This window comes from Chryseobacterium indologenes, assembly GCF_018362995.1.
Lineage (GTDB): Bacteria > Bacteroidota > Bacteroidia > Flavobacteriales > Weeksellaceae > Chryseobacterium > Chryseobacterium indologenes_G.
In genome coordinates this window covers 999501-1022201 of the sequence record NZ_CP074372.1, presented here as the reverse complement: position 1 = coordinate 1022201, position 22701 = coordinate 999501, and the positions used below count along the sequence as shown (strand labels likewise).

At 37.9% G+C, this 22701-nt stretch carries 18 protein-coding genes; 2 read left to right on the top strand and 16 right to left on the bottom strand.

The window, feature by feature from the left end; genetic code table 11:
• Window positions 1–31 precede the first annotated feature (31 nt).
• Genes bioB through DYR29_RS04595 form a run of 4 tightly spaced genes read right to left on the bottom strand, consistent with a single transcriptional unit; the run spans window position 32 to window position 3413 of the window.
• A complete protein-coding gene (bioB, locus tag DYR29_RS04610; RefSeq protein ID WP_142716947.1) occupies window positions 32–1015 on the bottom strand; it encodes a biotin synthase BioB in 984 nt (327 codons plus the stop codon).
• On the bottom strand, window positions 1015–1629 hold the full coding sequence (bioD, locus tag DYR29_RS04605; protein ID WP_047422998.1) for a dethiobiotin synthase: 615 nt from the start codon (window positions 1627–1629) through the stop codon (window positions 1015–1017). The genes bioB and bioD overlap by 1 nt, the downstream gene beginning before the upstream one ends.
• 58 nt (window positions 1630–1687) lie before the next feature.
• A complete protein-coding gene (locus tag DYR29_RS04600; protein WP_213279498.1) occupies window positions 1688–2797 on the bottom strand; it encodes an aminotransferase class I/II-fold pyridoxal phosphate-dependent enzyme in 1110 nt (369 codons plus the stop codon).
• Window positions 2790–3413 carry a hypothetical protein gene (locus tag DYR29_RS04595; protein ID WP_213279497.1) on the bottom strand — a complete coding sequence of 208 codons (624 nt, stop codon included), beginning with the start codon at window positions 3411–3413 and terminating at the stop codon, window positions 2790–2792. The genes DYR29_RS04600 and DYR29_RS04595 overlap by 8 nt, the downstream gene beginning before the upstream one ends.
• 66 nt (window positions 3414–3479) lie before the next feature.
• Here DYR29_RS04595 and DYR29_RS04590 point away from each other — a divergent pair, with 66 nt between their 5' ends.
• Window positions 3480–4970, top strand: a complete 1491-nt coding sequence (locus DYR29_RS04590; RefSeq protein ID WP_213279496.1) for a PLP-dependent aminotransferase family protein — start codon at window positions 3480–3482, stop codon at window positions 4968–4970.
• A gap of 263 nt (window positions 4971–5233) precedes the next feature.
• Here the strand turns inward: DYR29_RS04590 and DYR29_RS04585 are convergent, their stop codons facing one another.
• The 9 genes from DYR29_RS04585 to DYR29_RS04545 are packed head-to-tail and all read right to left on the bottom strand — an operon-like array spanning window position 5234 to window position 18938.
• Entirely contained in the window at window positions 5234–6421 is a 1188-nt protein-coding gene (locus tag DYR29_RS04585; RefSeq protein WP_213279495.1) for a PepSY-associated TM helix domain-containing protein, read from the bottom strand.
• A 2-nt stretch (window positions 6422–6423) separates the two neighbouring features.
• A complete protein-coding gene (locus DYR29_RS04580; RefSeq protein ID WP_213279494.1) occupies window positions 6424–8868 on the bottom strand; it encodes a TonB-dependent receptor in 2445 nt (814 codons plus the stop codon).
• Window positions 8855–10243 carry an AMP-binding protein gene (locus DYR29_RS04575; protein ID WP_213279493.1) on the bottom strand — a complete coding sequence of 463 codons (1389 nt, stop codon included), beginning with the start codon at window positions 10241–10243 and terminating at the stop codon, window positions 8855–8857. Before DYR29_RS04575 ends, DYR29_RS04580 begins: the two co-directional genes overlap by 14 nt.
• 4 nt (window positions 10244–10247) lie before the next feature.
• Window positions 10248–10493, bottom strand: coding sequence for an acyl carrier protein (locus DYR29_RS04570; RefSeq protein ID WP_047374822.1), 246 nt, complete (start codon window positions 10491–10493; stop codon window positions 10248–10250).
• Between the two features lies 1 nt (window position 10494).
• Complete coding sequence (locus DYR29_RS04565; protein WP_213279492.1) at window positions 10495–11898, bottom strand: MATE family efflux transporter; 1404 nt, start codon at window positions 11896–11898, stop codon at window positions 10495–10497.
• The gene (locus tag DYR29_RS04560) at window positions 11895–13706 is read right to left on the bottom strand and encodes an IucA/IucC family protein (RefSeq protein ID WP_213279491.1); all 1812 of its coding nucleotides are present in this window, start codon (window positions 13704–13706) and stop codon (window positions 11895–11897) included. Before DYR29_RS04560 ends, DYR29_RS04565 begins: the two co-directional genes overlap by 4 nt.
• Window positions 13707–13710: 4 nt before the next feature.
• On the bottom strand, window positions 13711–15027 hold the full coding sequence (locus DYR29_RS04555) for a lysine N(6)-hydroxylase/L-ornithine N(5)-oxygenase family protein (RefSeq protein WP_213279490.1): 1317 nt from the start codon (window positions 15025–15027) through the stop codon (window positions 13711–13713).
• Entirely contained in the window at window positions 15020–17440 is a 2421-nt protein-coding gene (locus DYR29_RS04550) for a GNAT family N-acetyltransferase (protein ID WP_213279489.1), read from the bottom strand. Before DYR29_RS04550 ends, DYR29_RS04555 begins: the two co-directional genes overlap by 8 nt.
• The gene (locus DYR29_RS04545; RefSeq protein WP_213279488.1) at window positions 17412–18938 is read right to left on the bottom strand and encodes a pyridoxal phosphate-dependent decarboxylase family protein; all 1527 of its coding nucleotides are present in this window, start codon (window positions 18936–18938) and stop codon (window positions 17412–17414) included. The genes DYR29_RS04550 and DYR29_RS04545 overlap by 29 nt, the downstream gene beginning before the upstream one ends.
• 216 nt (window positions 18939–19154) lie before the next feature.
• Between DYR29_RS04545 and DYR29_RS04540 the strand changes: the two genes are divergently transcribed.
• Window positions 19155–20252 (top strand): TauD/TfdA family dioxygenase, encoded by a 1098-nt coding sequence (locus tag DYR29_RS04540; RefSeq protein ID WP_213279487.1) that lies wholly within the window; start codon window positions 19155–19157, stop codon window positions 20250–20252.
• A gap of 277 nt (window positions 20253–20529) precedes the next feature.
• Here the strand turns inward: DYR29_RS04540 and DYR29_RS04535 are convergent, their stop codons facing one another.
• The 3 genes from DYR29_RS04535 to DYR29_RS04525 form a co-directional block, all read right to left on the bottom strand.
• Entirely contained in the window at window positions 20530–21342 is an 813-nt protein-coding gene (locus tag DYR29_RS04535) for an alpha/beta hydrolase (protein WP_213279486.1), read from the bottom strand.
• Between the two features lie 164 nt (window positions 21343–21506).
• Entirely contained in the window at window positions 21507–22082 is a 576-nt protein-coding gene (locus DYR29_RS04530) for a Crp/Fnr family transcriptional regulator (RefSeq protein WP_213279485.1), read from the bottom strand.
• A 120-nt stretch (window positions 22083–22202) separates the two neighbouring features.
• Window positions 22203–22700 carry a GNAT family N-acetyltransferase gene (locus DYR29_RS04525; protein ID WP_425394610.1) on the bottom strand — a complete coding sequence of 166 codons (498 nt, stop codon included), beginning with the start codon at window positions 22698–22700 and terminating at the stop codon, window positions 22203–22205.
• Window position 22701 lies beyond the last annotated feature (1 nt).

The following is a 22701-nucleotide window of genomic DNA, read 5'->3' as shown; positions in this document are numbered from 1 at the left end:
TCATCATTTATCATTTATAATTCATAATTATCTAACAGCATGTTTCTTTTTTCATCATAGGTTTCAATCCTAAGGTCTGCAGCATCTGCATATCTTCAGAAACTCCAGGATTAGGCGTTACCAATAAGGTTTCTCTTTCTCCCGTAAAAATGGAATTGGCTCCTGCCATAAAGCACCATGCCTGTTCTGTTTCCGACATTTCTATACGTCCGGCACTTAACCTTACCATAGAAGAAGGCATTACAATTCTTGCGGTAGCGATCATTCTTACCATTTCCCAGGTATCTACTTTTTCATTATCTTCTAATGGAGTTCCAGCGACTCTTGCTAATGCGTTGATAGGAACGGATTCCGGGTGTTTTGGCATTGTTGCCAGCGTCAGAAGCATTGAAATTCTGTCTCTGTGGGTTTCACCAAGTCCGATAATTCCTCCGGAACATACTGTGATTCCTGCTTTTCTTACATTGTTGATTGTATTGATTCTGTTGTCAAAAGTTCTGGTAGAAATGATCTCTTCATAATATTGTTCTGAAGTATCAAGGTTGTGATTATAAGCATATAATCCTGCTTCCTGCAATCTTAAAGCCTGTTCTTCCGTAAGCATTCCGAGCGTACAGCAAACTTCCAGACCAAGGTCATTTACTCCTTTTACCATATCAATTACTCTGTCAAAATCACGGTTATTACGAACTTCACGCCATGCTGCTGCCATACAGAATCTTGATGAACCGGAATCTTTCGCCTTCTGAGCATGCGCAATTACTGTTTCAGTTGGTAATAAAGCCTGTACTTTGATGTTGGTGTGATAACGTGCTGCCTGTCCGCAGTAGGAACAGTCTTCAGGGCATCCACCCGTTTTGATAGATAATAGTGTTGAAATTTGTACTTCAGAAGGGTCATGCCATTCGCGGTGTACGGTTGCTGCTTTATAAATAAGTTCCATCAGAGGCAAGTGATAAATTTCTTCAATTTCCTCTTTGGTCCAGTTGTTTCTCAATGTTGTTTTAGTATCCATTATCCTATTTTTGTTATTGTTAATTGCTTTGCAGCATTTTGTATTGATTCCTTATCGGTATGATTGATCTCCGGAATCCTTATAATTTTTGTTTCTTTTTCGATAAAGCTGCAGATTACTCTTTCTGTATCTTCTGGAAAATCTCCGTTAAGAATTAAATATTCCAATGGTATTTCTCTCTGTTGTAAGGCTAAGATTGAGAGTAAACTATGATTGATGCAGCCCAGATAGTTTCTTACGACCAATGCTGCCGGAAGGTTTAATTCCTCAATCAGATCGATCATAAATGTTGTGTCTGAAATGGGTACCATAAGGCCTCCTGCACCTTCTACGATCAGTGGATTTGCTGTTTTGGGGAGTTGAAAATCATTCAGATTGATGGTAATATTTTCTTCTCCTGCAGACTGATGTGGTGAAGCCGCCAGCTGTAAACGATAAGTTTCCGGATGGCAAAAGCTGGTATCTGTCCATGCTTCGATTTTATGACTGTCTGTATAATGCAGATCTCCGGACTGTATGGGTTTCCAGTATTCTGTTTTAAAATGCTGAACCAAAACAGCTGAACAGACTGTTTTTCCTATTTCGGTTCCTATTCCTGTTATAAATAATTTCATGTTTTTATTTGGGATTCGTGTTTCGTGTTTCGTGTTTCGGGATTTAAAAAATTATACTTTACATCAATTCTTTAATAATTTCTGTCAGTTTCATAATTTCTTCTTCTGTATTAAAGCTGTGAAGGCATATTCTCAAGCGTTCATTTCCTTCTTTTACCGTTGGGCAGTATATCGCATAGGTTAAAAAACCTTCTTCAGATAAAGTGTTCTGTACTGTTTTCAGTTTTTGGTTATCCGGGATTAGAATGGCCTGAACCGGACTCGTTTCTGCTGATGGAGAATCTAGATTTTGAATTCGGAAAATTCTGATATTGTCCTGAAGTTTTGTTGCCTGTTCATAATTTTGATCTAAAAATTCATACCCTGTTTTGATGCTCATCCACTGAAAATCCTGCGCTGAAGTGGTATAAATAAACGGACTTGCAAAATTCACCAAATAAGATTTCACCGTTTCACTGCAAAGAATTGATGCTCCATGAACTCCAAGGGCTTTTCCGTAAGTGATAACGGCTGCTGAAATCTGCTTCTGCAACTCATATTTTTCAATCAATCCATATCCAAAAACGCCAAATGCGTGTGCTTCATCAACAATCAGAGAGGCTTTATATTTACTGGCAAGTGCAGCGATTTCCGAAATAGGAGCAAAATCTCCTTCCATGGAATAAAGACTTTCTATTGCGATATAACAATGACCTTCCTGTCTTTTTAAAATATTTTCAAGATCTTCAATATCATTATGCTTGAATTTCAGCTTTTTAGCATTCGAAAGCTTGCAGGCATCATGTACCGACCGATGAATCTGTTCGTCCACAATAACTACATCATGGCGACCGGGAAGTGTGGAAAACAAAGCCAGATTTGCATTATATCCCGATGGAAAAAGCAAGGCAGACTCAAACTGATGTTTTTGAGCAATACCTTTCTCCACCGAAACAGCAATATCACTGTTCCCGCTAATCAACCTTGAACCTGTGCTTCCGGAAAGCAGCTGAGGATTATCCGTAATCTTTTGCAGTAGTAAATTTTGAAGTTCCTTACTTCTTGCAAATCCAAGATAATCATTGGAATAAAAATCAATTCCATCAGAACGAAGACGCAAACGCCTCAACGTTCCTTCTTCTTCTCTTTTATCCAGAGACTCCTGGAAACGGAAGGTATTGCTAAGCATAATTCAGCTGAGCTACTTCCTGAGTAATCGCATTGATCCATTCTTCATGCAATTCTTTTTCTATTGTTAGAATATGGTCTGCATGGTGCTTCCAGTCTGGTGAAAATTCATTAAGCTGATGAATCATTTCTTCCAAATGTCCCTCTTCTTCAAGGATAATAGATTTTACCATGATTTTAGAAGAAGCTTCAGTAAGTGCCTCTTGATAAACCGGATAAAGTTCGTCAGCACGTACCTCAATTGCATAGGTTACAAAAAGATAGGCAGCATATTTAATATCTGTTTTATCAAGATTAAAAGCATTCTGAAGGTAGCGACAGGCTTTTATATCCAATGAGTGAAGATATTGACTTGTTGCAATAGGAGCCAGAAGCTCTGTGCTTTCATAGGTTTTACATAATTCCGGATCTATTTTCCCAATCTGTTTTTTTAGATAATAAGCGTGACGGTGTTCTTCAGCCGCATGTTTCAGCTGGATCTGAGAAACCAATGTTGGATGTTCACATTTTGATATTTTTCTTGCACCGGCATTTTCCATATAAGAAAGTGTATTGAGCCATTTGGCATGGGTACTTCCGTCCTGTACAATTCTTTTTAACAGATGATGAAATTCCATAGATTTTTATTTTGATGTCAAAAGTAGTATATTGCCGGATGGTTACATGGTGCCAGTTTTGATATTATGGATAGTCCGGTTAAAATTCCTTACGAAAGTTTTATAAAAATTGATAGAAAATCAGAGACTTCTATCTATCTGCAGATTGCCAATCAGCTGATCAATACCATTCAGAGAGGTGTTTTACCTTTTGGAACAAAACTTCCGGGGACAAGAACCTTCAGTGAAATGTTGGAAATCCATAGAAATACAGCGGTTGCAGTTTATGATGAACTGTCGGCTCAAGGCTGGACAGAGAGTTTTCCGAACAAAGGGACTTTTGTGATTGGAAAAGATCAGGAAAAACCTGTGAAAGTGAACGATTTTGAGCAAAATAATCTTGAAAATTATCCAATAACAACAGGTTTTTCATTTAAAACATCCAATATCTTAGATAATCCCTTTGAACATTCGGATTGTGAGTATGTCTTTAATGATGGGGTGCCGGATATCCGTTTAACGCAAATCGGACAACATTCCCGGTTTTACAGTTCTATTTTGAAACGTAAATCCAGCCAGAAAGCTTTTGGACATTACAATCATGACGGAAGTGAATTTTTTAAGGAACATTTATCCCAATATCTGAATCTTTCCCGCGGACTTCCTATTTCCAAGAATAACCTTCTTATTACCAGAAGTACGGAAATGAGTATTTATATTGTTTCAGAAATTCTTCTTTCTGCCGGTGACACCGTGTTGGTGGGCGCTTTGAGTTATTTTTCCGTCAATATGATCTTTATGAAAGCTGGGGTTGGCATTGTTTCGATTCCCATTGATGAAGAAGGAATTATAGTGGAAAGTGTTCGTGAAGCCTGTAAAAAACAGAAAATACGCATGCTTTATCTTACTCCGCACCACCACTATCCTACTACGGTTGCTTTGAGCGCTCAGAGAAGATTTGAATTACTGGAACTGGCCAATGAATATGGATTTATTATCCTGGAAGATGATTACGATTATGAATTTCATTACGATAAAAGTCCTATTCTTCCGTTAGCCAGTGCTGATACGAACGGAATGGTGATCTATATTGGTTCTTTCGGAAAGTCTTTGGCTCCGGGATTCAGGACAGGATTTATTGTTGCTCCGGAGAATCTGATGACAGAAATGCGTAAATACCTGGGAATTATAGATCGTCAGGGCGATATTCTGATGGAAAGAGCGCTTGGAGAAATGATCGCAGAAGGAGAAATCAACCGTTATCTGAAAAAATCTTTAAAAGTTTATCAGGAAAGACGTGACTATTTTTCCGGACTGTTGGAAGAGAATCTTGGTGATTTTATTTCTTTTAAAAAACCTTCCGGAGGACTTGCCCTATGGCTGGAATGGAATATTCCGCTGAATCTGATGCAGCTGAGCAGGAATTGTGCGAAGGATAATCTTTTTATTCCTAAAACATTATTATATCAGAATAAAGGGCTTACCGCGATGCGCCTGGGGTTTGGGGATTTGAATGTTGAGGAAATGAATAAAGGGATTGAGGTGTTTTCGAAAAACGTGAAAGAATTGATAAGCTGATTATTTTATTAGTTGGAAAACGCGAAGGCGCAATTGAGATGAAGAAAACTTGTTTTAAGGCGCAAGGATTTTATCTTCGATAAAATTGACATTGGATATTCTTACTTTTGAATAGTAAAAGTGAAGAGGCTATGTCAAAGTGTCATTCTGAACGAAATGGAATGTAGTGAAGAATCTCTTCACCTGAATTATTAATGAGATTCTTCCTTCGTCAGAATGACAAAAGTCGGATTGTTGTCCTTTGAGATAACCTCTTCTCTTTATTAATGATGAGAAGGATAAACTATTTTGTTTTTCTTATGTTTTGGTTTTTTCTTTTTCCTGTTTAAATAGATGATAAAACCGGTGATGGGAAGTGATGTTGCGATCATTGCTGCCAGAAAATAAATGATTCTGCTCGTTATTCCCAAAATGCTTCCGGTGTGAAGGTCATAATTTCTTTCTCTCAATGCGGTTCCATATCCGATATTTTTGTTTTTATAAGATTGAGATTTTAAGATATCTCCTGAATACTGATCAAAATTAAACTGTTCGTTTCTGTATTGTCTTCCGTCATAAGTCAGTTCAGTATAATAAGTACCTTCTTCTGATCTTGGAAAATTAATAAGCGCTGATTTTTTGTTTTTAAGTCCATTTTCCATGGTATTTCCAATCAGATTGAGAATATTTTCCCGGTTTGAAAACTCTCCGGAAGGTATGATACTTTTGGCTTTCTTTTCTGTGGGAATGTTTCCATTTAATGTATTCTTTACCCATTTGTCTACATCTTCAAAGTTCCATATCAATGCGGAATAAGAAATAATAAGCAAAGGAATCACTGAATAAAATCCCAGTACATTATGAAGATCATAATTGATTCTTTTCCAGTTGGCTGATAATTTAATGAAAAACATTCCTTTCAGCATACTTTTGCTCATTTTACGGGGGTACCATATTACAAGCCCCGAAAAAAGAATGATCCCCAACACAAGTGTGGAATAGCCGGTAATTGTTTTCCCTATTTTTTCACCCAGCAAAAGCCTTCTGTGAAGATCCAATACAATTTCAAAAAAGTCCTTTTTGGCATCTTCCACTTCCTGAACTTTTCCGTTATAAGGATCAATATACACACGGTAATAATAAAGATAAGTTCCCCAATACGTCCATGCTTCGTTATCCATTTTAAGGGTTCGGAATATATAGGTTTGTGCAGGATCGGAAGGTATTACTACCCTTTTAACCTTCAGTCCTTCAGGAAGTGCTTTTTCTGCTTTTTCCGTAAGTTGAGATAATGAAAGCTTTTTTCTTCCAATGTTTTCAACATAATATCTGTTGGGGTGAACAATATGTTTTAATTCTTCTTCAAAAGCAAGGATACATCCTGTAGCGGCCATAATAACAACTATAAGCCCGGACGTGAGTCCGAGCCATAGATGTAACTGATATGCAATTTTTCTAAACTTTAATTTCATCCTTAAAATTTAAAGCTTACCTCAGCAACGAAATTACGAGGCATCTGAGCGACTACTACTCCCTGCCCTGCAAAGTATTGTACATTGCCCAGGTTATTCATTTTAAATCCTAGCCTGTATCTTTCTTTTTCAAGGGAAATAGAAGCATTCACCAAAGTATAGGCAGGAAATATAAACTGTCCGGTAACCACTTTATTTCCGGTAATCTGTTTTCCTACACGGTTTACCCCGAAACCTACTCCAAGTCCCTGAAGTCCTTTAATCGGAAGTATGTAACTGATCCAGGAATTGAATACATTCGCAGGACCTGCAGATTCCGGACGGCGCCCCTCTACAGCAGGATCAGCTTTTTCATATCTGCTGTGATTGTAAGCATATCCGGCCATAATATTTAATCCCTGAACAGGATTCATGATCGTTTCGATTTCAATGCCTTTACTTCTTTGTTTTCCGTCCTGAACAACAATATTGTATTCTTTTCCGTCACGGATCACTCCGGTTCCTCTCTGGATATTGTCGACAAGGATGTCATAATATGAAACGGTAAAATTAATTTTGTTTCTCCAGAGATTTCCTTTCAATCCTACCTCCCACTGGTTGGCCATCTGTGGCTTCATATCTCCACTGTAGTCTGCCAACTGTTGTGTAACAGGTGCTGTATAGCTGAAGCCATTCATATAGTTCCCATAGGCAGATAACTGGTCTTTAAGTATCTGGTATACGATTCCTACTTTGGGAGACCATGCCGTCTGTTTGAATTCACCCACACGTTTGTTATCATTCAGATTAAGCTGTCCTTTACTTTCATAATGATCCATACGCAAACTTACCAGCGTAATCAAACGGTCGGTAATATAGGTTACGTTTGAAATATAAGCTCCATAAAGATTGGATGCAGTGGTATTTCTAACCAAAGGTGTTTTACCTGCTGAAATTGCCGCCTGAGTAGCTGCCTGGATTTTCTGAAGGGCAAGGTCTTTAGAAATGCTTCCATAGCTCCCTGTCAAATTTTGTCCGTCCACATTATCAAATACCACAATCGGAGAATGGTTATTGTTGATTGTCTGATTAAGGTAATCTAATCCGATTAATACTTTATTTTTAACTTTTCCGATGTTAAATTCTCCGTTGAAGTTCTGCTGAACACTTGTAGAAGATGCTTCTGAGTTCTGCCATTGTACGTTACGTTCCAGCATGGCATCACTTGTATTTCCTCTGATAAACTGATATTGGTACAAACCTTCTGTTTTTCTGAAGTTTCTTGAAAGCAAGGTTTGTGAAGTCCATTTATCTGAAATTTTGTAATTAGCCTCAGCTTTTACATTGATGGACGGAGCTTTTAACGTCATATCATTGTTGGAATATGACCTTTTCCAGTCGAAACCAAGTTCATCGGGATTATGAGAAAAATAAGCTCTTGTTCTCGGAAGGAAAATAATCGGAGTGTTTGTTCCTTCATAATTATAAATCTGAGCTCCTAAGTTAAACTTAAGCCTTTCATTAACCTGATAACTAACTGTAGGGGCTACAAAGAATGATTTCCTGAATTCGGAATCCCTGAAACCATTTTGATACTGATATGCCGCATTTAAGCGGAATAACATATTTCTGGATTCCGTAATCGGTCCGTAAACATCAGCTGTGACACGGTTCAGATTGTAGCTTCCCATCAAATAAGAAGCTTCACCTCCTAAATAATCTTTCGGTTTTTTGGTTACAGCATTGATTAAACCTCCAAACGAAGTTACTGCACCTCCATACAATGTTCCTGAAGGACCTTTGATCACTTCCAGACGTTCAAGATCGGCAGGATCTATTTCTCCGTTGGTGGTTGCAGGAACACCGTCTACCATGGATACTTTGGTAGGAAAACCTCTAAGGCTGTAGTAGAAACTTCCGTCTCCTGAACCTCTTCCCGGGCTTCCCTGCATTTTTACCATTCCCGGAACATTTTTCAATACTTCCGAGATATCGTAAGTAAGCTGTTCTTTCATGATCTGCTGGTTGATGCTTGTGTAAGCCTGTGGATTCTCAAGAACTTTCAATGGCATTTTAGCCACTGAAGTACTGTCTTTATCCAAAAATTTATTTCTGCTCACTGCATATACGGTAATTCCCTCAATCACATTATTGTGTAACGGGGCGTAAATTGCAGGAATTTCATAGACATCTTTCTGAATGTGGATGGATTCCCTCATCAGTTCAATGTCATTTAAAACCACCTGAAGCGTATATTCTCCAGGTGGCACATTTTCAAAGTAATATTCTCCTAAATTATTGGTTTTTGCCTGATAAGACGTGTTGACAAGTCTTAAAACAGCGTTTTTTACCGGTGCTTTTTCAGACAGCATGATTTTGCCATGAATTCTGTCGCCCTGCTGTGCAGAAAGCGAGTTGGAAGATAAAGCAAGGCCAAGAAGTAATATAAGGGTTTTAGATGTTTTCATGCTGTAGGTTTTGTAACAGGGGATAGTTTATTTTACCGTTTTGTGATAATGGGAATGATTCTATAAGTTCTGTGCGTACATATTGTGGGTTGATACGCAGTTTATTTTTAATGGTTTCGGTGATGATCTGAGGATCTATTTCCGGGTTGTCATACAACACCACGATTTTTTTATCATTAGCATTCAGACATACGAAAGTATTGCCCTGCATTTCATTTTTAAGAATAAATTCTACCTCATCGAGATTAAGACGTATTCCGAAAAGCTTCATGATACGTTTTATTCTACCTGTGATATAATAAATTCCGTTTTCACCTTTTCTGGCGGTATCTCCGGTATGCAGTACGGAAGGCTGCTCGTACGTTGTCAAATCTTCCAGCTTATTGGCGTAACCTCCGAAAATACTGATGTGTGAAAAGAGAAGTTCATCGGTTTCAGGATCAATTCTGAAACTTCCTTTGTGTACAGGAGTTCCGATAGAAGTTTCACCCTCCAGCAATCCTTCTGTAGTAAGATAAGCCATTCTTCCACCTGCTTCAGTCTGTCCGTATTGTGCAAAGAAATCTTTTTTAAATTCATGACAGTAAGAGAAAATGGTTTTTCTCAATTCAGCATTGATTACACCTCCGGTGTGGGTAAAATATCTCAGACTTGGAGAATCTTTTCTGAAGAATCCTATTCTGTTCAAATTTTCATAGAGGAAAGGCACTCCACCCAAAGTACTGTAGCCGTACTCCTCCATTTCGTCCCAGAATGCTTTCTGCATAATGTCTTTATCTGTACACACAATTCTTCCGGCGCGCATACAGTTGGTGGTGAAAATAGAAAATCCGTACACAAAGTTGATCGGAACGTTTAAAGGAACTACATCAGTATCCAGAATCGGCATATACTGAAGAATACTCAAGGCGTTCTGATAAAGACTTTCATCAGATAACTTAACCAGTTTCGGAACACCTGTAGTTCCTGAAGTACTCAAAAGAATTTTGATGTCAGGGTGAATGGTAACCACACTTTTATAATCATCCTTTGCAAAAATTCTGATATGGTCTGAGAATTCTTTCAGGCTGTATCCTTCAATGGCTTCTCTCTGCGGATCAAAAATATATTTTGGGCGGTACTCCGCTTCAATACGTTCTTTGAACTCCTCATGGAGTTTCTGTCCCAATACCGCTATCGTGTGCGCTGTTCCGTAAAAATTGAGGAGCACCTCAATGCTAGGCAGCTGATTGTCATTGTACAAAAAGAGCAGGCCTTTTTCTACGGGGTTTAAGCCTAAAGACCGGTACAGTGTTCCCACCGGTATTGTTGTACCGATGGAAGCATCTGTAAACGCCAGGTTCTTATTGGCAATTACATTTTCTAAAATTTTCATAGGCTTAGTTTTCTACGAATACTTCGTATTTTTTCATTTTTTCACGAATCTTGCCGACGGTTCCCATCTCCAGAATATCATTAAAATCAAATTTGATCTGATAAAACTGTTCAAGCGCTTCTACGATCAGAAGATGAGACATAGAATCCCATTCCGGGATTTCCTGATATGTTAGTTTTTCATCTACCAATTCTTTCTTTATTGCGATGGCAGAGGCGATAATTTCATAAAATTCTTCTGTAGTGTTCATTTTAAATTTTTATAGTTTTCCATTTTCCATTTTTAAAAATCATGAGGAATAGTACAGCCAAAACTATTTCCGAAGAAACGATAGCGGTAAATATTCCTCTCAGTTCCCACTGAAACCTTACTCCTAAGAGATAAGCCAGCGGAAGCTGAATCACATAAAACATAACGAGGTACAACAACGTTACCTGTAATATGTTTCCGGCCGCATTCAGAGCACGGCTGATTACCATGGTGAATCCTAACAGCAGATACGCCATAGAAACCACATGGATGTATTGAACCGCATATCTTGCAACTTCAGGTTCGGTAGTAAAAAATTTCACCACATATTCAGCAGCAATCTGCCAGAATAAGGCTACAATTACCAGATAAGTCATGTTGATGGTTCCTGCTCTCCAGACTGTTTTTTCTGCACGGTCCGGTTCTCCGGCACCCAGATTCTGGCCTGTAAGAACTCCAGCCGCATTTCCTATTCCCCAGGCAGGCATTGTAGCGACCGAAGCAATACGCTGGGCAATAATGTATCCTGCCAGCGCTGTTGTTCCGAAAGTAGAGATGATTTTCACCATAATCAGCCAGCTGGATGTTGGAATGATATACTGAACCAATCCTCCAAATGCGAGTTTCAGAATCTTCTGCAGCAATGGAATATCAAGCTGTAAAGGAACTCTGATGCTGATGCTGGTTTTTCCGGACATCAATACGAAGGCTTGATATAAAACCCCTAAAAGCCTTGATAAAACTGTAGCATATGCCAATCCCATCAATCCAAAAGCAGGTATAAATCCTAATCCGAAAACAAGGATCACTGCAAAGATGATATTGGAAATATGGCAGATCCAAAGCGATTTCATAGCTATGTCGGCGTCACCAGCCCCTCTGAAGAGTCCATTTACAGATAAACGAAGAATTACAAGCCCGATACTCAGGAAGACCAGTCGTGAGAAAGAAACGCCTTCAGTTACCGTACTGGCATTGATTCCCAAAAAATCAACAATTTCTGATGCGAAAAAGCAGGAAATTCCACCAATAAGCACTGCAAAAAACAGAGCCAGCAAGATGATATATTGGGCTGTTCTGCCCATTCCTTCTTTATCTTTTTCACCTGCTCTTCTGGCGGTAAGGGTTGCTGCTGCAATTCCCAAACCTACGGCAATAGCATAAGCAAAGTTGATGTAGTTATCTGTAATTCCCACAAGACCAAGAACCTTGTCGCCTAATTTTGCAATAATCAATAGATTGACACTCACAAAAACAGATTCCATAACAAGTTCCATCACCATGGGAATGGCAAGACTAAAGATGGAACGGTTGATACTCCCGGAAGTCAGTTCAACTTTCTTTCCGGCTATGGCTCCATACGTAAAAACCGCTCCTTCTTTTAGTATATGCAGGAATTTCCTCATACTGCTGCTACTGAATTTTTATTGGCAATCTGATACAGCGGATTAGGCAGTGCTCCGTCTTTTCTCGGAATGGCAAATGCTTTATTTTCACTGTAACCGTTATTTTTCAGACGCAGACTGTTGATATAGAATCTTTTAAATGCAGGCACGTACAGGTCATACTTTTCGTATCTTTCCTGAAGGTGGGTATTCTCAGCTTTATAATTTTCTACACAGTTGTGGACAAGTCCCCAGAATTTTTCTTCCTTAAAGTCTGAATAGGTATGCAATGCATTTGACAGATATCTGAAGAAAGCATCAAAAACACCCAGCAAAATAAACAACGGGATATTTTCTTTGTTGGAAGACTGAATCAAACCGTCTGCAAGGTGTGCAGGAAGTTTTTCTCTGGCTTCTGTGGTAAGTACAATATCATCCACAAAATCTTTGATTACGATTCTTTTTGGAATTCCATTTTTCAAAACAACCATAATGTTTTCTCCATGTGGCGTTACACATAATGAATGGGTGTAATAAATGTGTAATAATGGGGTAAGATAGGCATCAAGATAGCTTTCAATCCATTCTTTGATACTCACACCTGCTTTTTCTGCAAATGCCTGAACCAATGGAACTCCACTTTCATCTACATAAAGTAAAGAAGCCATGGTTACCATTTGCTCATCTTCTTTCAGATAGTTTTCAGCACTTTCTCTCCATAATGCTCCAAGGAATTCATTGTATTGGTAAGGAACACTGGCAATAGTTCCGTACTGTGGGTGCAGATAAGTGATGGCAGCTTCTTCTCCTAAGAAAATAGTTTCTTTATTTTCAAGGTAAGCATCATCTTTAATTAAGCCTTTTACCCAGTCTGTAATGGCAGGAGCAATTTTCATCTGCTTAGGTGATAATCCTCTGATATTTCCTGTACTCAGAATAGAAACAGCTGTTTTCAGGTATCTCTTTTTAGGATTATCTACATTGAATAAAGTACGGATACTTTGCTGCGGGCTGTAGGTATCACTTCCCTCTCCCAGCTGGATTAAAAGTCCGGAAGCAATATCTCCGGCAAAATGAATCTGAAGCTTGTGCTCCCACTGCCAAGGATGTACAGGAATAAAGTGGTAATCTTCAACATTTTTACCTTCACTAATCAGTTGTTGTTGAAAATTATTATATAAATCCTCTCCTATTTCGGAACGATAAAACTGCTCTCGGTCAATATGTTCCAAAGCCTGGAATGACGATCTGCTTTTATGGGAAGCCAGCCAGATTACTTTTAAATTCTCATCTGCTTCAGGGGCAAATGTTTTCAGATCACGTGGAGAAAAACCCAATCGGCTTTTGTTCACAATAACCCACGGATGTCCGGTCATGTTGTGCTCCACAGTCTGGTAATCAGCATCCGCAAGGTCTTTTGAAGACATTACTCCTTTGGATAAAATAAAAGCATCACAATACAGCGTATGCAGCAATTCTTCTGTATATCTTGCAATGGTATAAGGATCTAAATCAAAAATTGACTGCATTTCCAGAAAGAAAGCCGCCACATCTACGGCAGACAGATCTTCACCGTTTTCGGTCTTTGTAATACTGTTTTTATCAATATGCCAATAATCCATCATCCTTTCCTGTCCGCGGAAGCTGTAGGTAATATTTTCAAATCCTGTTTCAAGTTTAAAAATGGTATATCCGTCCTGATCTTCAAAAGTTGCCACAGGTTTGAGAAGCTCTTCATGCATCAGCTCTGCGATGGTTTTGGCCATTAGGTTTCTGTTGGCCTGATTCCAGTTTTCCTGGCTTACTGTATTTTTTAAGTTGGTGTTCATTTAATTAAATTTTGGTAGTTGGTAAATCAGCATATTTTTCGACATCGAAATCCTGGAAAGCAATTTTCTTTTCAATTGTATAATGCTCTCTTCCCAGAATATCATTGATGATGTAGGAATTACGGTAAGCCGCCATTCCCAGATCGGTAGAAATATAGCTGTGGGTGTGTACTTCAGCGTGGAGAACGTAAATTTCGCCTCCGTTGTGGTCTATTGAATAATTCCTGTTCACATCAAACAATCCGCTGGAATCTCTTTTAATTCTGTCCTGAATATTCTTTATGAATGCAGGCTCGTGGTAACGGTATCCTGTTCCCAGAATCAGATAATCAGCTTCCTGATTATAAGGAACTTCCTGTTCCAGCTGTGTGAATTCAAGATTGATAAAGTCAGGATTACTATTGTCTACGCTGTTCAGCTGGCTGTTAGGAATGATTTTAAGATTAGGATCAGCATTGTCGATATTCAAATCATAAATAAAATCATAGATATCATTAATCAGATCGTAATTGATTCCTTTAAACTGAGCTTGCTGCTTGCTTAAAATGGTTTTCCTTGCTGACTCGCTTCTGTTGTAGAAATATTCTACATAATCAGGAGAAGTAAGTTCCAGTGTCAGTTTAGAATATTCCATAGGGAAAAATCTGTCCGGGCGGGAATACCATCCCAACTGTGTTTCTTCATTTCTGTTTTGAAGAAGGTCATAAAATACCTCTGCCGAACTCTGTCCGGAACCGATAATCGCAATTTTCTTTCCTTGAGATAATAATTCCTCTTTTCGATACAGATAAGAGCTCGTATGAATAATTCTGGAGTCATCTTTCGGAATAAAAGAAGGAATATGAGGTTGGGTCCCCGTTCCTAAAATCAGTCTTTCCGTTTTAAAAACAGTTGTTTCTTTTGTTTTGGTGTGAATTGTTGTCACATGATATAAACCCTCTTCATAAGTAATATCCACTACCTGAGTAGAGAAACGGCATTGTGGAAGCTGTTCAATAACCCATTGGCAGTAACGGTTGTATTCTTTTCTCGGAATGAAAAAATCTTCTCTGATAAAAAATTTATACAGCCTTCCGGTTTCCTTCAGATAATTCAAAAGGCTTAAAGGATTGGTAGGATCAGCCATGGATACGCAGTCGCATAAAAATGGGGTCTGCAGGGTTACATGGTCAATCATCAATCCCGGGTGCCAGTCGAAACCATCTCTCTGGTCCAGAAAAAGGGTTTTCAGTTCCGAAATCGGATTGGATAATGCGGCAAGTCCCAGATTGAAAGGACCTATACCTATGCCTATTACATTGTATACGGCTTCGTTAGTCATTTTTTGTGATGTTTGTGGTGATTTGTACCTCTTTATTCTGTGGGAATTTTTCCCAGTACCATTCTCTGTAACAGAAGTTCAGATTGGCTTTTTTATGAGGCATTTCTATTACTTTATCTACTTTGAAGCCTACATGAGCTTTGTTCATCATAGACGCAAGAGAGTCTACAGACCCTTCTCCTACCATTTTTCCTACCTGTGGCTGTGCAAAAACATAATCAACCATAGATTGAGTGGATGGAGATACAAATTTCTTCTTAGGATCAGTAGGTGCAATGAACTGGTGCGTTCCGTAATCTGTAGGAAGCACTTCGTAATAATCCCCAACAATATCTCTGCATGCCCAATAAATCTCGATATTACAAGAAGGCTCATCATTTCCTGCAATGATATAACTGTGCGCTTCGTCACCTGGAAGCATCAATCTGTAATACGTTTCCAGCTCGTCAATAGGCCAGTTCATCTGCCAGATTTTTACGGCATGTTCACGGTTGAACCATTCATGAAGCATTTCAAGGTCATTTTCAAGATCATTTTCAAGATCAATAGGACGCATACTCATCGTTACATCTTCTTTCTGGAAATACCTTTTAAAGAAAACTTCTGTTCCCTGAGGATGAATCAGCTGATCTGAGAAGAAATGTTTGTGAAGAAGGTTCGGAACTTTAGCATAAGAAATTGAGGAAGCAGACACTCCGCCGTCTACATCAGACACCGCCGACTGAAGGTTTGATTTTACTGCCCAATATCTTTGATTCAAAGCATAATCCGTTAATGAGGAAGGCTCATTTCCATGAAGGTTTTCAAACTCCCTGTACAGAATATGAATAAGTCTTCTTTCTTTCACCAATCCGGTTTTACCTATGGAAGCAATCAACGCACTCAGGTTACTTACCAGAAGATGGTGGGAAATAATATCTAAAAGACGTTCATCTCTAATGAAAAGATCCTCAATTTCAGGATAGTTATTGATCAGAGATTCATATTTTCCTTTAAAGCTTTCTTTGATCAGATACCCTTGTCCGTCTCTTACATAAATAGATTGAGGAAGAAGCTGATTATCCAGTTGAATAAGAAGATTCTGCTGATGGACTTCCGGAGCCATTCCTAATTGATTATACAATCTGTTTAATGGTGAAAGCAATAGACTCACATATTTTTCAAACCAGATAATAGCAGCTTTTTCCGGTTCCATTCCCAGTTGATTGGCAACATTTTTAAAGAAATGTGTTGTAAAATTGAAACCATCTGTAGATTCATCCTGACAAAGCCTGGCTAATAGAATCACTTTATCTTCATTGGAAAAAGGATTTTCACGGAGCAGTATATTCAGACTGTCCATATTCTTCCCCTCATAATGAACGCTTAACGTGGAAGGTTCTAATAATAATTTAAAATTCGGAAAATCTTGTTCAAATGAAGCTTTTTGATGCTGCCACCAGATTGCCGAAGCATACCCTCTGTTGAGATCTTTTAAGCTGTTTGTTCTCACAGAGCCTGTCATTAAAACATGCAAAGAAAACTTCAGCATCCAGATAAAATCAGGATTATATACCGTTCTTATAGAGGATGTTGCGTAAAAATCCTCTCCCAAAGGGCCGATGTGGATAATTTTCCCTGACCCAAGCATTTCCGGATATTCTTCCGTGGATAATAGATATTGCGCTTCCCATGGATGACAGGGAACGATGTAAAAATCATTGATGTTTTCAAAATCGTAACTTTCCGGTATGGATGCCCATTTTTCAAAGATTTCTTTTGCTGAAACTCCCGGAAGAGATTTTTCTGTGATACAGTCTTTATGAATCAGGAAATAATCCAGTTGAAATCCTTTTCCGAATTCGGGACCGTATAACAACTGTTCTTCCTCAGAAAATCCCATTCTTGATTTGGTGAAAGGATGCAGATTGTGTCCGGCAGGAAGCATTTGTTCAGATTCCAAAAAAGAATACGTTAAAAGCTGATTATCCTGCAGACATGCTTCAGTTGTGAGTTCAAGGTTTCTTAAGCTGCTTTGAATTCTTTCCACAAAGTTTCTGAAACCTGTTTCGTTTGTAGTCTCAGAAAGTTCTTTGTAAACCAGCTCGGTCAGTTTTTCATTATTAACTTCAAAAACAGCCTTATTCTGGTGGTCAACAGCCCACAAAACGGGTCCATATTCATGAAAAAGCGTTTCGGAACGATAAGAAACCGGAGCAAATAAAAACAGTCCGCTTTTCTTCATTTCAAATCTCATATGCAGCGGATAATCACTGTTCTGAAGAGCTTTTGCCGTGAGAATGTCATACTTTGGAACTCCCTGGTAGAATTTTCCGTTTCCCAGTTCTCTCAACATTCCGTTCAACAGAATTCTGAAAGTAATTTCACGGGCTTTTTCTCCTGTTTTAGTTTTCTGTATTAAAGTCTTTTCCATGCTTTTTGATTGTGGTGAGAATCTGATGAATGTCTTCTGTCGTCGTAATTGGGTTCAGGAAAGTGAATTTCAAATAGAAATTTCCGTCAACCTTTGTACTCGCTACAAGGATTTCTCCGCTGTAGAACAATTTCATCTTGATGTACTGATTCAGGGCATTCAGATCACTGATTTCCCGATTTACATACCTGAAAACAAGAACACTTAAGTCAGAATCAGAAAGAAGTTCAAAATCTGCATCTTCAGTAATCATTGCGGCAGCATCTTTGGTAAGATCAATCACAGTATCTGTATATTCTGCCAGCTGTTCTTTGCCCATCATCCTTATGGTAAACCAAAGTTTTAACGCATCAAATCTTCGGGTACTTTGGGTAATGGATTTATTGATCTGTGCCGGAATTTCCTCTTCGTCCATTTCTTTCGGATTCAGATAATCGGCATGATGTTTAAGGATCAACAGTTCTTTTTTGTTCTTAACAATAAAAGCACTGCTGCTGATAGGCTGGAAGAATGATTTGTGATAATCAATCGTTACAGAGTCTGCTCTTTCAATGCCATTAATCAGGTCACGGTACTTTTCACTCAATAATAATGCACATCCATACGCTGCATCTACGTGCATCCAGATGTTATAATGTTCTGCAATATTCGCAATATCATCCAGTGGATCTATGTTTCCAAAATCTGTAGTTCCGGCTGTTGCTACGATTCCGATAGGAATATTTCCTAGCTGTTCTTCCCTTTTAATATATTTCTTTAAAAGAGAAATGTCCATACGGAAACGGCCATCAGTAGGCACTTTAATGATACTTTTCTCACCTAATCCCATAATAGAAGCATTTTTCAGATTACTGAAGTGAGATTTATCCGAAACGAATATTCTAAAACGGCTTGCCTCCACTGGAAGACCATCCATTTTAATATTATGATTGTATCTTTTCTGAGAAAAGCAGTCACGCATCATGACCAATCCCATTAAGTTGCTCTGTGACCCTCCTGCTGTGAAAACGCCATCGCTTTCATTCATATTATATCCAATTTGACCCGCGGTCCAGTCGATCAGTTTTCTTTCCATGAAAGTTCCGCCTGCACTCTGATCATAAGTGTCCTGAGAAGAATTGATGGCACTTACAAGGATTTCACCTGCCAATGCAGGAATCACTACAGGACAGTTAAGGTGAGCTACATATTGAGGAAGGTGAAAAGCTGTAGCATGTTTCACATAAATTTCGTCTACTTCTGCTAGAAGCTCATTATAGTTGGATAATTTTTGATTAAGATCAATCTGTTGTACCATTCCTTTCATTGTTTTGGCTTCTATACCACTGAAAGGTTTGTTGTTTCTGTAAAGAAATTCCTGAACCAGGTCTAAAGTACTGTTGACAGCATTACGATAATGATCATAATTGTCAGGATGAAAAATATTCCCAAAATTCCCCGAAATGTGAGGTGAAGTTGTGCTTGCGAGCTCTTCAAGGGATATTAAATTGTTGTTCATAAAAGTTTTGTAATGTGATTTTTTTAATCTGTGAATTGTTGTGGTTTTTCTGATATATAATTATATATATCTGATAGTCAGGTTTTTAATTTTTACATTTTTTATTATATTTTATTTGGTGATTACATAATTATTACTAAATTTGACTCAGCTATTGTTATTTAGAATAATTAAAAACAAAGATAAAAATTATTACTTAACACCAAATTTTTTTTAATGAATTCTACAGAAATTTTAGATAAAGACTGTTTAACAGCTGTAAAACTGCTTCCTACGGTCATAGAAGTCACCTCTCAGGAAAGAAGAATGATAAAAGATGCGGCTTTGCATCTTCAGAAAAAGTATGACACTTATGAAAACCGTGATTTTATTAAGCATGTGCATCAGCTGGCGTCTTATTTTTTACCCGAGAGAATTTTAAATATAGCGGCTGATTTTGCGAGTGACTTTTCAAAAAATCAATATGGTGCACTGATCTTTACCGGATTAATGGATATCGATCAGGAGAATATAGGCTCTACTCCTCCCAATTGGCAGGCAGCTGATTATTCAAAATTTAATTTATACGGTTTTGCATGTGCCCTTATCCATGGGGCGCTTCCCTCAAAACCTGTACAATATTATTCACAGCGTAAAGGCGGCGGATTGATCCATGCTATCATACCTGATGAAAGAATGAAAGAAACGCAGACAGGCTCAGGCTCTTCAACAGATTTGTATGTACATACAGAAGATGCTTTTCTGAAACATCAGGCTGATTTTCTAAGCTTTATGTATGTAAGAAATGAGGAACAGGTTCCTTCTACTCTTTATTCTATCCGTTCTCATGAAGCTATCGGGGAAAATTACAGACCTCTTTTTGAGCGTATTTATAAAATTCCAAAAGATGCCAATCTGGAAACGGGAGATAATGAAGAGGAAACATTAGATTCTGTATTGTATGGAAATTACAGCCTTCCGTTTATGCGTTTTGATGCCGCTGAACAGTTGTTCAATTCCAGCATAAGACAATCTGATGAAGCACAAAGTACACTGCATGAATTCTGGGAAGAGGCCAGACATTTGATTTATTCAGGATTTACCCCTCAGGCAGGAGATGTGATTTTGGTTAATAATCACTTATGCGCTCACGGAAGATCGGCTTTCCGGGCGGGAGTAAGAAATATTGACGGTATAGAACAGCCGTGCGAGAGAAGAATCATGCTTCGTATGATGAGTAAAGTAAGCCTTATTGACATGAGAGCGCATACCCTTACGGAAGATCCGTTCTTTGTGATAGAGGAACATCTGGGTAAAAACTTTAAACATTTTTAATATAATGCTTAGTTAGCATTTTTGAACATTCAATCAATCGCAAATCCTTTTTGGGCATAGTTCAAAAAGGATTTTTTTTGTCTTATATTTTCAAAATTACTTGATTTTCTATAAGTTTTGGCTAAAGCCAATATTACATTAACAATAAAAAAAAAGCGGGCTAAAGCCCGCTTCTATTGATATAAAAACTAATCAATATTCAATAGGAACGGGCTTTAGCCCGTTTAATCATTAAATATAAATTCAAAATGGCTTCAACCAAAACTTAAAAAAGGATTTATTGCTTAAAAAATCTGTCAAATAAAGACAACTGCTCAGATAACGATCTGCTCCAATATTCAGGAACATGTCCGCCTAAAGATTCTGTGTAAAGGTGCTGGATCTTCATTTCTGTCAGTTTTTTATGAAAATTTCTGTTCATATTGATCATTTGAGTATCTTCCGTTCCACAGTCGAAAATATATTGCTGATCTGCTCCGGCCATCAGTTTTATTTTGCTGTCAGTAAGGAAAGCAGGATTAATAGATTCCAATGGACCTAAAACCTTATTTACCATATATTTCTGGTATCCTTCTCCAAAAGAATTAAAATCTAAGGCACCACATGAACTTCCTACGATACCAAATGTCTTATTATACGTAACTCCGATGTTGGTTGCCCCATAGCCACCCATACTCCATCCCATAATCCCACGGAATTTTTTTTCAGCTTTCACAGGATAATTTTTGTCAATGAATTCTACCAGTTCTTTTCCGATAAAAGTCTGATATTGCGAATCCTTAACAACCGGACTGTCTACATACCACGAACTGTAATTTCCATCCGGAAGTACATAGATTGTTTTCAATTCCTGAGCTTTTTTAACCAAATCAGGAATATCCTGCTTTATAATTCTGTCCGGATTACCACTGAAACCATGAAGAATGTAAACAGACGGATACTTCGTATTAGGCTTTAGATTGGGAGTGATGATCACTGTTTTGATTTTTTTATTCATTTTCGGACTGAAAATTTCCTGATGAATAATTTTTTGTGCGGATAACTGTACAAATGCAGTAAGGACAAATACAATTTTGATGAGCTTCTTCATGCTGAAATAAATTTTAATTAATGATAATCACTGGTATCTTATTTTTTAAAACATATTGTGTACCAATGCATCTTTGATGTAACAAAATTGTAGTATAAAAAAGAGAAAAGCCTCAACATATGTTGAAGCTTTTGTTAGTTTATTTAATTTCAAATTTAGGAATTTCAGTGAAGCTCCTTCTTGATCCGGCTTAGCTGTGTAGGTGTGATTCCCAGATAAGAAGCGATATGATGCTGTTTTAATCTGTTGTAAAGGGACTTATTTTCAATCAATTGTAAATAACGTTTTTTTGCTGTTTCGTACTTTAGCGAGACTTCGAGAGGCTCTTTTTTTACCACCCAGTTTTTCTCCAGATAATGCATATGAAAAAGTGCCAGATCATGGTGCTTTTCCAGCAGCTCACGGTAAGCTTTTGCGGGATATTGTATCACTGTGCAGTCTTCCAGTGCAATAATTGTGAAATCACTGGGTTCATTTTTAATAATGGCGGACGTAGAAGCTACAAAACTGTTTTCCTCAAAAAAGATTTTGTAAATATTATCCCCTTGTTCATCTATTGTATAATACCCTATCAATCCGGACTTGAGAAAGTAATAATATCTCGCCATTGATCCGGATTCCAGCAGAAGATCATTTTTGTGGTAATATTCTTCTGTACAGATATCTAATAAATCTTTAAGCGTTTCCTCAGATAAAGGATAATAGTGATTAATATGTTTTATAAATTCTGAATGGTTCATTTTGGTATTTAGAAGGTATAAAGAATTGTATTATATAATCATCTGTGAAAATCTGTGTAATCAGTGGTTAAATACAATCTTTCTATTTTGAAGAAAATTAATCCAATACTTTTTTCATCATCAGATCTGTCTGTTCTTCTTCCCGAGCCTGAAAATATGCTTATCAAACTCAACGAATCCATTCTTTCTGTAAAATTGTAAAGCTCTCAGATTTTCTTCCCAAACCCCAAGCCATAAGTATGATTTACCAAGCTGCTTAGCCGTTTCCAAAGCCTGGTTATAAAGAAGCTGACCTACTTTTTTACCGTGATGGCTTTTCTTTACATAGATTCTTTCAATTTCCAGACTGGTTTCATCCTGAAGCTCTGTCTGCGCTTTTCCGGAATTAACTTTCAGGTAACCAACCGGATTGTCTTCTTCCCAGGCAATATAGAAAAATGAATCAGGATTATTCAGCTCTGCTTTTATCTTTTCAGTATTAAAGCTTTCTTCCAGATACTTTTTCATAGCCTCTTCAGTATTATCTTCTGCAAACGTTTCAGTGAAGGTTTGTATACCAATATTCTGAAGTGTTTCAAGGTCTTTTTCGCTGGATGTATTGATAATAATTGATGACATA

Excerpts from the sequence above, each read along its gene's own strand:
- bioB (WP_142716947.1), bottom strand. The coding sequence starts at position 1,015 with ATGGATACTAAAACAACATTGAGAAACAACTGGACCAAAGAGGAAATT.
- bioD (WP_047422998.1), bottom strand. The coding sequence starts at position 1,629 with ATGAAATTATTTATAACAGGAATAGGAACCGAAATAGGAAAAACAGTC.
- DYR29_RS04600 (WP_213279498.1), bottom strand. The coding sequence starts at position 2,797 with ATGCTTAGCAATACCTTCCGTTTCCAGGAGTCTCTGGATAAAAGAGAA.
- DYR29_RS04595 (WP_213279497.1), bottom strand. The coding sequence starts at position 3,413 with ATGGAATTTCATCATCTGTTAAAAAGAATTGTACAGGACGGAAGTACC.
- DYR29_RS04590 (WP_213279496.1), top strand. The coding sequence starts at position 3,480 with ATGGATAGTCCGGTTAAAATTCCTTACGAAAGTTTTATAAAAATTGAT.
- DYR29_RS04585 (WP_213279495.1), bottom strand. The coding sequence starts at position 6,421 with ATGAAATTAAAGTTTAGAAAAATTGCATATCAGTTACATCTATGGCTC.
- DYR29_RS04580 (WP_213279494.1), bottom strand. The coding sequence starts at position 8,868 with ATGAAAACATCTAAAACCCTTATATTACTTCTTGGCCTTGCTTTATCT.
- DYR29_RS04575 (WP_213279493.1), bottom strand. The coding sequence starts at position 10,243 with ATGAAAATTTTAGAAAATGTAATTGCCAATAAGAACCTGGCGTTTACA.
- DYR29_RS04570 (WP_047374822.1), bottom strand. The coding sequence starts at position 10,493 with ATGAACACTACAGAAGAATTTTATGAAATTATCGCCTCTGCCATCGCA.
- DYR29_RS04565 (WP_213279492.1), bottom strand. The coding sequence starts at position 11,898 with ATGAGGAAATTCCTGCATATACTAAAAGAAGGAGCGGTTTTTACGTAT.
- DYR29_RS04560 (WP_213279491.1), bottom strand. The coding sequence starts at position 13,706 with ATGAACACCAACTTAAAAAATACAGTAAGCCAGGAAAACTGGAATCAG.
- DYR29_RS04555 (WP_213279490.1), bottom strand. The coding sequence starts at position 15,027 with ATGACTAACGAAGCCGTATACAATGTAATAGGCATAGGTATAGGTCCT.
- DYR29_RS04550 (WP_213279489.1), bottom strand. The coding sequence starts at position 17,440 with ATGGAAAAGACTTTAATACAGAAAACTAAAACAGGAGAAAAAGCCCGT.
- DYR29_RS04545 (WP_213279488.1), bottom strand. The coding sequence starts at position 18,938 with ATGAACAACAATTTAATATCCCTTGAAGAGCTCGCAAGCACAACTTCA.
- DYR29_RS04540 (WP_213279487.1), top strand. The coding sequence starts at position 19,155 with ATGAATTCTACAGAAATTTTAGATAAAGACTGTTTAACAGCTGTAAAA.
- DYR29_RS04535 (WP_213279486.1), bottom strand. The coding sequence starts at position 21,342 with ATGAAGAAGCTCATCAAAATTGTATTTGTCCTTACTGCATTTGTACAG.
- DYR29_RS04530 (WP_213279485.1), bottom strand. The coding sequence starts at position 22,082 with ATGAACCATTCAGAATTTATAAAACATATTAATCACTATTATCCTTTA.
- DYR29_RS04525 (WP_425394610.1), bottom strand. The coding sequence starts at position 22,700 with ATGTCATCAATTATTATCAATACATCCAGCGAAAAAGACCTTGAAACA.